16 protein-coding genes are annotated in these 12,762 nt (G+C 63.8%); 5 read left to right on the top strand and 11 right to left on the bottom strand.

The genetic code is table 11. From position 1 onward, the window contains the following. Positions 1-12: 12 nt before the first annotated feature. From dinB to C476_RS10620, 4 genes are all read right to left on the bottom strand, one after another. Positions 13-1,278 carry a DNA polymerase IV gene (gene dinB, locus C476_RS10605; RefSeq protein ID WP_008012685.1) on the bottom strand — a complete coding sequence of 422 codons (1,266 nt, stop codon included), beginning with the start codon at positions 1,276-1,278 and terminating at the stop codon, positions 13-15. Positions 1,279-1,357: 79 nt separating this feature from the next. Then, entirely contained in the window at positions 1,358-2,089 is a 732-nt protein-coding gene (locus C476_RS10610; protein WP_008012686.1) for a GNAT family N-acetyltransferase, read from the bottom strand. A gap of 114 nt (positions 2,090-2,203) precedes the next feature. Further along, on the bottom strand, positions 2,204-2,533 hold the full coding sequence (locus tag C476_RS10615; protein ID WP_008012688.1) for a transcription factor S: 330 nt from the start codon (positions 2,531-2,533) through the stop codon (positions 2,204-2,206). Positions 2,534-2,626: 93 nt separating this feature from the next. Next, positions 2,627-3,619, bottom strand: a complete 993-nt coding sequence (locus C476_RS10620; protein ID WP_008012689.1) for a beta-ribofuranosylaminobenzene 5'-phosphate synthase family protein — start codon at positions 3,617-3,619, stop codon at positions 2,627-2,629. A 222-nt stretch (positions 3,620-3,841) separates the two neighbouring features. On the opposite strand from C476_RS10620, the gene ilvD reads away from it, so the two are divergent. Continuing rightward, complete coding sequence (ilvD, locus tag C476_RS10630; RefSeq protein WP_008012690.1) at positions 3,842-5,569, top strand: dihydroxy-acid dehydratase; 1,728 nt, start codon at positions 3,842-3,844, stop codon at positions 5,567-5,569. Positions 5,570-5,681: 112 nt separating this feature from the next. Beyond that, a complete protein-coding gene (locus tag C476_RS18960; RefSeq protein ID WP_008012691.1) occupies positions 5,682-5,837 on the top strand; it encodes a hypothetical protein in 156 nt (51 codons plus the stop codon). Between the two features lie 19 nt (positions 5,838-5,856). Here the strand turns inward: C476_RS18960 and C476_RS10635 are convergent, their stop codons facing one another. From C476_RS10635 to C476_RS10645, 4 genes are all read right to left on the bottom strand, one after another. Beyond that, complete coding sequence (locus tag C476_RS10635) at positions 5,857-6,288, bottom strand: adenylyltransferase/cytidyltransferase family protein (RefSeq protein ID WP_049911762.1); 432 nt, start codon at positions 6,286-6,288, stop codon at positions 5,857-5,859. Between the two features lie 64 nt (positions 6,289-6,352). After that, the gene (locus tag C476_RS10640; RefSeq protein WP_008012693.1) at positions 6,353-6,847 is read right to left on the bottom strand and encodes a Mov34/MPN/PAD-1 family protein; all 495 of its coding nucleotides are present in this window, start codon (positions 6,845-6,847) and stop codon (positions 6,353-6,355) included. Positions 6,848-6,933: 86 nt separating this feature from the next. Further along, positions 6,934-7,062, bottom strand: coding sequence for a hypothetical protein (locus C476_RS19655; RefSeq protein ID WP_275039677.1), 129 nt, complete (start codon positions 7,060-7,062; stop codon positions 6,934-6,936). Continuing rightward, positions 7,059-7,439, bottom strand: a complete 381-nt coding sequence (locus C476_RS10645) for a hotdog family protein (protein ID WP_008012694.1) — start codon at positions 7,437-7,439, stop codon at positions 7,059-7,061. Before C476_RS10645 ends, C476_RS19655 begins: the two co-directional genes overlap by 4 nt. Positions 7,440-7,563: 124 nt before the next feature. Here C476_RS10645 and C476_RS10650 point away from each other — a divergent pair, with 124 nt between their 5' ends. Next, positions 7,564-9,468, top strand: a complete 1,905-nt coding sequence (locus C476_RS10650; RefSeq protein ID WP_008012695.1) for a DHH family phosphoesterase — start codon at positions 7,564-7,566, stop codon at positions 9,466-9,468. Positions 9,469-9,545: 77 nt separating this feature from the next. Here the strand turns inward: C476_RS10650 and C476_RS19660 are convergent, their stop codons facing one another. The 3 genes from C476_RS19660 to C476_RS10660 form a co-directional block, all read right to left on the bottom strand. Continuing rightward, positions 9,546-9,674: a hypothetical protein gene (locus tag C476_RS19660; protein WP_008012696.1), complete on the bottom strand. Its 129-nt coding sequence runs from the start codon at positions 9,672-9,674 to the stop codon at positions 9,546-9,548. 143 nt (positions 9,675-9,817) lie between these two features. Next, positions 9,818-10,141 carry a hypothetical protein gene (locus C476_RS10655; protein WP_008012697.1) on the bottom strand — a complete coding sequence of 108 codons (324 nt, stop codon included), beginning with the start codon at positions 10,139-10,141 and terminating at the stop codon, positions 9,818-9,820. An 84-nt stretch (positions 10,142-10,225) separates the two neighbouring features. Beyond that, the gene (locus tag C476_RS10660) at positions 10,226-10,423 is read right to left on the bottom strand and encodes a hypothetical protein (RefSeq protein ID WP_008012698.1); all 198 of its coding nucleotides are present in this window, start codon (positions 10,421-10,423) and stop codon (positions 10,226-10,228) included. A gap of 171 nt (positions 10,424-10,594) precedes the next feature. Between C476_RS10660 and C476_RS10665 the strand changes: the two genes are divergently transcribed. Further along, on the top strand, positions 10,595-11,518 hold the full coding sequence (locus C476_RS10665) for an HhH-GPD family protein (protein WP_008012701.1): 924 nt from the start codon (positions 10,595-10,597) through the stop codon (positions 11,516-11,518). Between the two features lie 358 nt (positions 11,519-11,876). Then, positions 11,877-12,575, top strand: a complete 699-nt coding sequence (locus tag C476_RS10670) for a helix-turn-helix domain-containing protein (protein ID WP_008012705.1) — start codon at positions 11,877-11,879, stop codon at positions 12,573-12,575. Positions 12,576-12,762 lie beyond the last annotated feature (187 nt).

A 12,762-nucleotide genomic window follows, 5' to 3' on the forward strand; every position in this document is an offset into this window, starting at 1 on the left:
CGTGGTGGTACCTCACGAAAAATCAGTCAGCGACGACTGTCCGGCCACGTGCTCGTCGCTCGTTGCAGTCTCACCGGACGGCTCACTGCTCGGCTCAGGCTCGTCCCCGTTTCGCTCCCAGCCCTCGAGGCTGGCCTGATCGGTGGCCGCGAACTCGAGGTTTGCCACCCGGACGCCGAGTTTGCGGACGGGTTCGGCCTCAAACTCGGCAAAGAGGTCGCGAGCGATCCGGTCGACGAGTTCGGGATCGTCGACCGGGCCGGGCAGCGATCGCTCGCGCGTGTTGACGTCGTACGGCGGCGTGACGGCTTTGACGCCGATCGTCCGGTAGAGTGCGCCTTCTCGCTGTGCGCGATCCGCGACGGCCGCCGCGAGCGTCTCGATCTGGTCGTACTTCGGGGTCGGCTCCGTGACCGGCTCGGCAAAGGCCGACTCCCGAGAGAAGCTCTTGGGGTCACCTTTCGGCTCGACGCGGCGGTCGTCCTCCCCGCGGGCGCGATCGTATAGCTCCCGGCCGCGCTCGCCGAAGCGCTCGACCAGCGGCTCCGGATCGGCCGCGGCGACATCGCCGGCCGTCTCCAGCCCCAGCTCCCGAAGCTCGCGGGCAGTTACAGGGCCGACGCCGTGGAGCAAGTCGACCTCGAGCGGCTCGAGAAAGTCCCGCAGTTCGCCCGGCTTGACGACCGTCAACCCGTCGGGTTTGTCGAAGTCGCTGGCGATCTTGGCCGCACTCATCGTTGGGGCGACGCCGACGCTGACGGTGACGCCGACTTCCCGCCGGATTCGGTCCTTGATGTGACGGCCGAAGCCGTCGGCAACCTCCCAGGCCGTGCGGTCGGTCACGTCGAGGTAGGCCTCATCGATGCTGACCTCGCGGACCACGTCGGCACAGTCGTGGAGGATCTCGCGGACGTCGGCTGCGACCGACTCGTAGTAGTCCATGTCCACGGGTCGGTAGTAGCCGGTATCCGCACGCTCGAGCGCGTCGTCCAGCTCGCCGGCCTCGTGCGCTGCGCGTCTGGGCAGTCGCTCGAGAGCCGTCGAGATGGCCTGGGCGCTCTCGACGCCGAACTCGCGAGCCTCGTAGCTGGCGGTCGCGACCGCGCCGACAGTCTCGCCGGCCTCGTAGCCCATGCCGACGACGAGAGGCTCGCCGCGGAGGTCGGGCTCGCGCAATCGCTCACAGGACGCATAGAAACAGTCGGCGTCGACGTGACAGACGATGCGGTCCTCGTCGTCCTCGTGCTCGACGCCCGGCAACCGCGGGCCATCGGACATTCGTCTACCCGTCGATTCGTGCGAACCGACGTGAACGTTGCGCCCGACGTGGGATCGATCGACGGGCCGCCAGCGACGGTTAGAGTTCGTAGGCCATCATCACTTCGTCGACGTACTCGTCGTCGATCGTGTAGTGATCCTTGCGGATCGCCTCGGTGTTCCACCCGTGTGCGGTCAGGAACTCGAGCGCGCCGTCGTTGACGACCGGCACGCTATTGTAGACTTTGCGGTAGCCGTTGGCTTCGGCCCACTCGATCCCCCGCTGTAAGAGCGTGCTCCCGATGCCATGTCCCCGGTAGGCTTTGCGGACGCCGACGGTCTGCTGGGCGACTTCGCGAACCGGATCGACCTGGTGGAGATCGAGGTGGGTCCAGCCAACGACGTTGCCGTCGACGGTCGCGACGAAGAACACCCGGGACTCCACCGCGTTGTGTCTGCTGACGGTGTGTTCATATAGCAGTTGCTCAGCGATCGTCTCGGCGACGACGTAGGTCTCCTCTGCGGTGACGTCACGGATGGTTTCGATGAGGCCGTCGAAGTCTCGCTGGCGTGCGGGTCGAACGGTGACGGTGAACTTTCCCAAGTCGTGTTTCTCGATGGCCCCGAACTCGAGTGCGATTCGGAGCGTGCCGCCATCCTCTTCGAGATACCCGTCCGTTTTCAATTCCTCGAGTCGGTCCTGAAACTCCTCGGACGGAAGCGAGACGACGTCACGGAGTTTGTGGCGTTCGACGGTCCCGTGTCGTTCGACGTACTCGTAAATTCGCCTGCTGGCTTCAGACGCAAACGTCGGCCGATCTATCGCGTCCATACGCACTGTATGAAGACCCACTGCTTATTCCTTGTGTATTGGTACCACATACCTAACCAATCGTCGAACAACCGGCTATCGCCACCAGTAGTCGAAGCTGCTGAAAAGACAGTGTTAATTATAGCCGCGCCACTTCTTCCCGCACTCGGTACACTTGAAGAACCGCGTCGGCGGCTCGTCCGCGGAGGCGGTCTGTTTGAGCGTGTACCACGCCTCTTGATTGCCACACTCGTCACAGACGACGTCGGTGGCCTTCGGTTTCCCCTCGAAGTTTGCGTTCTCGTCGGATTCGATCACGTCGTCGTCGGTCTGTGACTCGGTTGTGACGAACGCGTCTTCCTGCTCGCGGTCCCGTTCGCTCGAGGCCCCACACTCGTCGTTCGTACAGATCATGCGGTCGCCCTGGGCTTTCATCATCGAACCGCAATCGTCGCAAAACTGCATGTCGTGGGCCTACGAACTCGGCACGCAAAAAGACTCCACTTCGCTCGAGCCGGTCGCGTCAGGCCGTCCCGAACACACCACACAGCGGGTCGGTCACGCCTGCCTTCGATCGCCGCCCGTGCAAACCCGAGCCCCGTGTCGTGCCGGTTCCGCGAGGATAACCCGTCCCTCGAGCCCGTGGTCGGCCAGTGCGTCTCGTGCCGCGGCCTCGGCTTCCCCGGCGTGAGCGACGTCGGTGACGCCGTAGACGACCGGCCCCCACGACGACTGGCCGACGCCCGACAGCACCGGACAACTCTCGAGCGATTCGACGAGTGCGCCTGCAGGTGGTCGGAAGACGCCACCCTGCGCGTCGGCGTACCAGACACCGTTCTTGCGACCGATTTCGGCGATCGCCTCGCCGAAAGCCTCGAGTCGGCCTGCAGCAGCAGCGGGCAATAGTTTCCGGATGACGACGCAGGCGATTTCATCGGCGACGGCGGGATCGGCGCGTTCGACGACCGCACGCATACTTGCGTCCTCGTCGTCGCCGCTACGGCCAGAGTCTGCATCGGGGACGACGACGAGAAAGCGCCACTCCGTGGGCAGGTCGTGGCGGGCGACGACCGGTGGGACCGTCCAGTCGCCTTCGGCTGGCGGCTCGGTCGTAAACCGCGCCGTCGGGTGGCCAGCGTCGACGACGAACCCGCCGTCTTCGAAGGTGGCGACACCGACACCGCTGCGGCCGCCCCGGCCCATCGCCGGGGCGTGCTCGCGAACGCGCGCCTCGAGACCGTGGGCCTGGGCTGTCGCCGTCAATACCGCCAGCGCCAGCTGGGTGCCGCTGCCCAGGCCGACGTGGCGTGGCAGTGACTCCTCGAGCGTGACCGCGACGCCGGGAACGGAGAGCACGTCGACGGCCCGGCGTGCGTACCGGCTGACCAACTCGTCGTCGGTCCTGATGTCGGTGGCCGGTTCGGCGGTGATGGTTACCCGCGGCTCCTCGAGCGCGACGCCGATGCCGCCGTAGAGTCGCTCGCGGGCGAGCGAGAGGTTTTGGAAGCCAACGTGGAGTCGTGCGCCAACGCTGACGGTCGCGGTCGTCATGATCGGTATCTTGCTCCCGGCTATGGAGGCCCTCGGGAAGGGGGTTTCGACGGTGGCAACGAGTGCTGTCGGTCTGACACTGACTCGTCTGCCGGTCGGTGGGGGTCGGCACCACGAACGATATCCCCGGGTCTCGATCCAAACGTGTTCGGCCGAACCGCTGACTTGGGAAGGGCTGACCGAGAAGGGGTGACTTATGGCCTTTCAACGTAAGGTCTGACTATGAGCGGCGATAGCGAGTTCGACTACGGCAAAGACGAGGAGTTACGGAGCCGCGAGGTGACCGAGGGTGCAGAGAAAGCCCCACACCGAGCGATGTTCCGTGCGATGGGGTTCGACGACGAGGACTTCGGCGCGCCGATGATCGGCGTGCCGAATCCGGCAGCGGACATCACGCCGTGTAACGTTCACTTAGACGATGTCGCCGACGCCGCACTCACCGGGATCGACGAGGCTGGCGGCATGCCCATCGAGTTCGGAACGATCACGATCTCGGACGCGATTTCGATGGGGACGGAGGGCATGAAAGCCTCGCTGATCTCCCGGGAGATGATTGCCGACTCCGTCGAACTGGTCTCCTTCGGCGAGCGCATGGACGGGCTGGTCACCATCGGCGGCTGTGACAAGAACATGCCTGGGATGATGATGGCCTCGATCCGGACGGACCTCCCCAGTATCTTCCTCTACGGTGGCTCGATCATGCCCGGCGAACACGAGGGACGCGAGGTCACCGTCCAGAACGTCTTCGAGGGCGTCGGTGCCGTCGCCGACGGCGAGATGTCCAACGAAGAACTCGACGAGATGGAGCGCCACGCCTGTCCCGGCGCGGGCTCGTGTGGTGGGATGTTCACCGCCAACACGATGGCCTCGATCTCGGAGGCACTCGGCTTTGCCCCGCTGGGCAGCGCCAGCCCGCCCGCCGAGGCCGAGTCGCGCTACGACGTCGCCCGCGAGGCCGGCGAACTGGCCGTCGAGGTCGTCGAAGAACAGCGCAAACCCTCCGACTTCCTCACCAAGGAGTCCTTCGAGAACGCCATCGCGCTGCAGGTCGCCATCGGCGGCTCGACCAACGCCGTCCTCCACCTGCTGGCGATGGCCGCCGAAGCCGGCATCGATCTCGATATCGAGGAGTTCGACGAGGTCAGCCAGCGCACCCCGAAGATTGCCAACCTTCAGCCCGGCGGCCAGCGGGTGATGAACGACCTCCACGAAGTCGGCGGCATTCCGGTCGTCTTAAACGCCCTCTACGAGGCCGACCTGCTCCACGGCGACGCGCTGACGGTCACAGGCAACACGATCGGCGAGGAACTCGAGCGGCTCGACCTACCGTCGATCGAGGACCTCGACGTCGACTTCCTTTATACCGTCGACGAGCCGAAAGACGAGCAGGGTGCCATCCGCATTCTGACGGGCAACCTCGCACCCGGTGGCTCGGTCCTCAAGGTCACGGGCTCGGACGACCTCCACCACGAAGGCCCCGTTCGCGTCTTCGAAGGCGAGGAAAACGCCATGCAGTACGTCCAGGAGGGCCACGTCGAGAGCGGCGACGTGATCGTCATCCGCAACGAGGGGCCACAGGGCGGCCCCGGCATGCGCGAGATGCTGGGTGTCACGAGCGCGGTCGCCGGCCAGGGCCACGCCGAGGACGTCGCGCTCATCACCGACGGACGCTTCTCCGGTGCGACGCGCGGGTTCTCGATCGGCCACGTCGCCCCCGAGGCGTTCGCCGGCGGCCCGATCGGCCTCATCGAGGACGGCGACGTGATCACGATCGACATCGAAGACCGCACGCTCGAGGTCGATCTCTCCGACGAGGAACTCGAAGCCCGCCGCGAGGAGTGGGACCAGCCCGACCCCAACTACGAGACTGGCGTCCTGGCAAAGTTCGGCCGTGACTTCGGATCGGCAGAAAACGGTGCGGTGACGAATCCCGGCGTCAAAGACGACTAACCGACGGACTCGAGTGGTATTGGCCGTCGCGGAACCCGGCCAGTGCCGGTCCCTTCGATTTCCTGCACGGGCCTTTCCCGTCCATGTGAACGATCAGCAGATAGACCGACCGATGATCAAGTACTGTCTCGAGTGCGACTGGCAGCGTAGTACTACCGATGGCGACACCGAAAAAGAGGTCTCGGAGGAAGCAATCGAGCACTTCGTCGAAACGGGACACACCGTCGAGTCGCTCCGGTTGCCGCCGCCGGTCGTCCTCGAGAATTGACGCCGTCCGCAACCCGGGCTTATCCGCGCCGGTCGAGGATCCGATCGATGATCAGCCGCGTCGACAGCAACTGGTCGTCATCGGTTGGCTCGCCGGCGCTCGCTCTGCAAACCTCACAGTCGATCCCGCGGCGCTCGAGTTCCGAGCGAATCGCTTCGTCGTCGTGGTGCTGGTCGTGGCCGAGTGCGATTACGTCGGGATCGAGTTCCTCAATCGGGACGAAAATGTCCTCCTCGTGGCCGAGGATGGCCTCGTCGACGGCCTCGAGTGCGTCGACGACGTCGCGGCGCTGTGTCGCGGGACAGATCGGCTTTTCCTTGTGGTCGACGTTCGCCTTGCGCGCGACGATGACGTATAGTTCGTCGCCCATCGCGGCTGCCTCCTCTAGATAGTGGACGTGACCAGGGTGGAGGATGTCGAAGGTCCCCTGTGCGATCACCGTTCGCGTCATGGCTGTCTCACGCTCGGTTCCGTCGTCGGTCGGGATGGCATCGTCTCGAGCATACAAGATCTCATCATCGCAGTTCCTCGTCGATATCCGCCTGCGTGAAATCGAAGAACGCCTCGGTCTCGGGCAGTTCGACGTCGAGGACGTTCAACTGGGTCGGCTTCCCCTGCGAGTCGAAGGCTTTCCAGTCCGTTCGTCGGTAGGGTGCGCCGATAATGACGTGGACGCTCCCGCGGCCGAACGTGTCCAGATCCGCGTTACTCGGGCGGATTACGCCGTTGGGATGGGAATGAATGCTTCCCAGCGCCTTCACGTCGTTTGGAATCTGGTTCGTCTTGACCGTCGCGCTGACGCTGTTTGTCTCGGTTCCGGGCACCACGAGGATGTCCGTAATGACCAGGCCGTCCCGGTCAAGATCCAGCCGCTTGGCCTCGGTCCCCCGGAGAAACCCCATGTACTCGTTTGGGTGTGTCTCCTCGGAGGACTCGAGGGCGAACTCGAGGGTTTCCTCGGCAATACCGAGAATCTCGCTCGAGCGAAACAGCGCGTCGAACAGCCCCATGTCTCTCACTGGGGCTTTGCGAGTGCTAAACGTTCCGATGCTGCTGGCCCCGTCCCTGATCGTTGCCGTTGGACGAACCCTGTGGCCTACGCCGCCTCAGAAACGGCGTCCATCGGGATGATGCCGTCGATCTCACCTCTCAGCACCACCTCGTCGTCTTCGTCGGTACAGACCGCCGCACTCTCTACGTCGTAGTAGCCGTCGCGTTCGGTCACCGACTCGAGGCGTACCGTACAGGTGATNCCTCGTCGTCTTCGTCGGTACAGACCGCCGCACTCTCTACGTCGTAGTAGCCGTCGCGTTCGGTCACCGACTCGAGGCGTACCGTACAGGTGATCCGCTTGCCGGTATAGACCGGCTGGACGAACTCGAAGGTCATGCTCCGTGCGATATAGCGGAGGTCGCCGCCGATCTTCGTCGGCAGCGTCGCGGTGAGCAGCCCCTGGACGGTCAACCGATCCAGCTCGTCGGGTTCGGTGTGGATCGGCTGCTGGTCGCCCGAGAGTTCGCCGAACTCGCGGACGTCATCGTGGTCGAACGTCCGTGCGAACGTGTACTCGTCACCCTCCGCTGGCGGGTGTGAGATATCCATGCATGGGTGATCCCGACGGGTGCCCTTGTAGCTACTGTTCACCACGACTTCGACGACGGCGTTTCGAGCCAGGATACCTTCTTGACAAGGGTTATACGCGACCGCCTCCAACCAGCAGACCAAGATGACACGTGACTCCGCCGGGGAACCCGGCGCAGACGACGGGGATTCCGTCGTCTACGATCTCGCTCCAGACTGTACCGCCGAGGACGTCGAGCAAGACCGTCCCTACCTCGCCGAAATCAACGGCATCGTCGACTACGGCGTCTTCGTCGATCTCTCCGATTCCGTCTCCGGGCTCGTCCACGAGTCCGTCCTCGAGGGCACCTTCGCCGTCGGCGACGAACTCGTCGTCGAACTCGAGAGCGTCCGCGAGAACGGCGACATGGCCTTCGAACCGGTCGAAATAGACGACTACACCGTCAAGGAAGTCGGCCACGACTACTCGCTGACCGGCACCCACCGCCTCGAGGACAACCTCGGCGAACAGATTCACCTCGAGGGCGAGGTGACACAGGTCAAACAGACCGGCGGTCCGACGATCTTCCACGTCGCCGACGAGAACGGCGTCGTTCCCTGCGCTGCCTTCGAGGAGGCCGGCGTTCGTGCCTACCCTGCCATCGAGATCGGCGATGTCGTTCGCGTCACCGGCACGCCCGAACACCGCGAAGACTCTGTCCAGGTCGAAGTCGAGGGACTCTCGAAACTCGAGGGCGAGGACGCCGAGGAAGCGCGTGAGCGACTCGAAGAAGCGCTCGAAGCCCGCGCCGAACCCCACGAGGTCGCCCCACTGATCGACTGGCCGGCCTTCGAGAAGCTGCGGCCGAGCCTCGAAGAAGTCGCCCGACTGCTCCGCCGGACGGTGCTGGAGGGACGCCCCATCCGCGTGCGCCACCACGCCGACGGCGACGGGATGTGTGCCGCGGTCCCCGTCCAGATCGCCTTAGAGCGATTCATCGCCGATGTCCATGAGGACGAGGACGCGCCACGGCACCTCATCAAGCGTCTGCCCGCGAAAGCGCCGTTCTACGAGATGGAAGACGCGACGCGCGACCTCAACTTCGCGCTCGAGGATCGCGAGAAACACGGCCAGCAGTTGCCGCTGTTGCTCATGCTCGACAACGGCTCGACGGCCGAAGACGTCCCGGCCTACGAGACGCTGGCTCACTACGACATCCCGATCGCGGTCGTCGACCACCACCACCCAGACCCCGAGGCCGTCGAGGACTTACTCGACGCCCACGTCAACCCGTATCTCCACGACGAGGACTACCGGATCACGACGGGCATGCTCTGTGTCGAACTCGCGCGGATGATCTACCCCGACCTCACCGACGACCTGCGCCACATTCCCGCCGTCGCCGGCATCTCGGATCGCTCGAAGGCCGACGCGATGGACGACTACCTCGCACTCGCCGTCGAGGAAGGCTACGACGAGGACCGCCTGCAGGACGTCAGCGAGGCACTCGACTACGCCGCCTTCTGGCTGCGCTATAACTCCGGCGACCAGCTGATCGAAGACCTGCTTCAGATCGCCAACGGCGACGAAGAGCGCCACCGCGAACTCGTCGAGTTCTTCGCCGAGCGCGGCCGCGAGGAAGTCGACGAACAACTCGAGGCCGCGATGCCCCATCTCGAGCACGAGACGCTCGAGAACGGCGCGCACCTCTACCGAATCGACGTCGAGAACTACGCCCACCGCTTTACCTACCCCGCGCCGGGGAAGACGACCGGCGAGATCCACGACCGCAAGATCGAGGAGACCGGCGACCCGGTGATCACGGTCGGCTACGGTCCGGACTTCGCCGTGCTCCGCAGTGACGGCGTCCGCCTCGACATCCCCAACATGGTCTCGGAACTCGAGGCCGAAATCGCAGGTGGCGGCGTCTCCGGTGGCGGTCACCTCGTCGTCGGCTCGATCAAGTTCGTCTCCGGCAAGCGCGAGGAAGTCATCGACGCCTTAGTCGAGAAGATGGCCGAGGCCGACATCGACGAAGCGCTCTCGAGTGCGGCCCCGATCGACGACTAAGGTCGTTCGGAGGGAGTGATAGAAGTCCCTTTTCGGCTTCGTAACTGTACTGTTCACTCGCGTTATCCAGCGATCGGTTAGTCGGCACCGTGGCGCGGCGTGTAGCCGCAGTCGTCACAGACCAGCGAGTCGTATCGGGCCGTAAGTACGCCCGAACAGTCGGGACAGCGGTAGTCGGTGTCGGATGAGCGTTGACTGATTGCCATGTGCGACGCGAGGAATCGCGTACTGATAAGCGCACCTCTTATGTTGGCCAAAGTATATATTGTGCCTAGAACACATAGAGATGGGTTGACGTAGTGACGTAGTCACGCCGGTCGCGTCCCGGTCGTAAGTGGCCGCGATAGCGTTAGAACTGGTAGCGGCGTTCGTCGTCCATCGACGGGTACTGGTTCGCACCGGTCATCTCCTCGAAGGTCATCCCAGAGAGGTATTCGTCATACGTCACGTCGTAGGCCGTCCGCAGCTGAAAATCGAGTTTGCCGGTGTCGACGGTCGATTGAAAGAGCATGTGAATCGCCCGGCGGACGAGTTCGTCCGTTTCCTCGGGCTCGAGTGCCGTCTCGAGCAAGGCGAGTTCGTTGCGTGTCTCGCGGTCGAGCGAGACGGCCAGTTCGCCGCCGATGCTCGAGTAGGAGTCCGTCACGTCGTCGGTCAAATCGTCGAGACTCATACGAGAGGGGACTGGTGCGGGCCGGATAGACCTTTCGTGGTCGAGTCAGGCGGCGACAGTAGCGGTGTCTGCTGCCGCTCTGGTTTACCGGGCAGTACCGCAGTACTCGCAAGTGTCAGCGTCAACATCGATCCGTGCTCCACAGTCGTCGCAGTTGATCCGACCGCTGCGGTCGACGTCGTCGTAGCCGAGCGATTCCCGGAGCGAGGCGGCGATTCCAAGGATGGCGACAGCGCCGCCAAGGGGAACCCAGCCGAGGGGACCGATCGCCAGGAAGAACATGACGAGAAACGGGACGACGATAATCCCAACGCCGATGGCGATCAGCGTCGGGCCGAGCGATCACGAGGACATGATCGTGATAGATGATGTTCGAGAAAATCACGGGGATGCGTCGTGTGCAGGCCAGCGGATTGCGACACCCACTTACAGCCGACGGCCCAACCCCCGTCGATGACAGCAGGGGCCCAGGAGTGGGCGTTGCCCGACGATCTCGAGGGGGTTCGCGAGGCGCTGATCGCGTGGTACGAGGCCGACCATCGCGACTTTCCGTGGCGGCAGACCGACGATCCCTACGCGATCCTCGTCAGCGAGGTGATGAGCCAGCAGACCCAGCTCGGCCGTGTCGTCGATGCCTGGGAAGCATTCCTCGAGCGCTGGCCGACGACCGCTGCGCTGGCCGCGGCCGACCGCGCGGATGTCGTGAGCTTTTGGACGGCTCACAGTCTGGGGTACAACAATCGGGCGAAGTACCTCCACGAGGCTGCCCAGCAGGTCGAGTCGGAATACGATGGGTCGTTCCCCGACACCCCCGACGAACTACAGGAGCTAATGGGTGTCGGCCCCTACACCGCGAACGCGGTGGCGAGTTTCGCGTTCAACAACGGTGAGGCAGTCGTCGACACGAACGTCAAACGCGTGCTTTATCGCGCCTTCGACGTGCCGGACGACGACGGAGCCTTCGAGGACGCCGCGACTGACCTCATGCCTGCGGGTCGCTCACGGGTCTGGAACAACGCGATCATGGAACTCGGTGGCGTCGCCTGTGAGCAAACCCCACGCTGTGACGAGGCCGGCTGTCCCTGGCGCGAGTGGTGTGGCGCCTACGCCAGCGGTGATTTCACTGCCCCCGACGTCCCCACCCAGCCGAGTTTCGAGGGGAGTCGCCGACAGTTCCGGGGCCGTGTGATCGCCACGCTCCGGGAGTACGACGAACTCGAGTTCGACACGCTCGGACATCGGATTCGTGTCGACTACACCCCTGACGGCGAGTACGGCCGCGAGTGGCTCGAGGGGCTGCTCGCGGACCTCGAGTCGGACGGGCTCGTCGAACTCGACCGCGATGGGACCAGCCCCGTTGTGCGGCTCCACCGGTAAGCCGTTACAGCGAGCGAGAAAAAACGCCGCATACCTGCATTCCCTGTCAGCCAATTTCCGTTGGCTATGCTGACCAAGGAGTCGGGACTACTTGTAAGTGTCCGATAATTACAGGAAATGAGAATGGTTGATAACGCACCGATCCCGCCAGTCTCGAAAATGGTTGATTGTGTATGGTTTAGCAGTCGAATACACACCGTTACTGGGTGACGGCAGTCTGCTGCCGCCGAAGACACCTCAGAATCGATTAATGAGTGTCGTGAGAAGTCACGAGAACATGACAGTCGCTGGAATTGGGTGGCGGGAAAGGCTACCGGAAACCAAATCCGTCTATACGTCACCGTGGTGGGCTTCGGTGATGACCACAGTCGTCGAACTCGAGATTCCGGCTGCACGGCTTGGCTTCGCCCGGACGTTCGATCGAGTGTCGACGTTCGAGTTTCAGGTCGGTGGGATGATCGGTGGGTCGGCACCGCTCGTCTGGACGAACGGGCCGGATCACGAGACAGTCAAGCATGCGCTCGAGGACGACCCCTCGGTCGAGGTCGTCGCGAGCGTCGCCGACGACGATGAGCGCTCCGCGACGGACGAAAGCGCGGTCACGAGCCAGAACGATCGCTGGCTGTTCCGACTCGAGTTTGGAGACGGCGTGAAACTGTTCGAACAGATCGTCACCGAGAACGACGGGGCGCTCCTGACAGCGCGCGGTGCTGACGGGCGGTGGGTGGTGAAGTTACTCTTTCACGACCGGGAATCGGTGTCGGCGTGCCACGAGTTGCTCGAGCAATACGAGTTTCGGGTCACCGTCACTCGGATCAGCGGCGTTGACGACCTCGCACGGGCACAGACACCCTTGACCGAAACACAGTACGAGACCGTCTGCAAGGCCCACGAACTCGGCTACTTCGACGTTCCGCGAGGGGTGACGCTCAAGGAGTTAGCCGCGGAACTGGGCATTTCACATCAGGCGCTGTCGGAACGGCTCCGGCGAAGTCACGCCGCCCTCGTCAGTGCCGAGCTATCCGAGCGAACCGCACCGATAGAAATCGACCGGTAACACCGTCACTCACTCGCACGCGGTGCTGACGGGCGGTGGGTAGTAAAGTGTCACTGTGCGCGTGGTTGGACAGTCTACAGTTTGCCGTGAGCGTGTCTCGGTGTCGCTGACGTCCTTGTCCAAAGACGACCGTCTCCATATAGTGGCCCCAGATGCTGTACATTCAATTCCTTTCCCAACCGAAACG

The organism is Natrinema limicola JCM 13563 (assembly GCF_000337475.1).
Lineage (GTDB): Archaea > Halobacteriota > Halobacteria > Halobacteriales > Natrialbaceae > Natrinema > Natrinema limicola.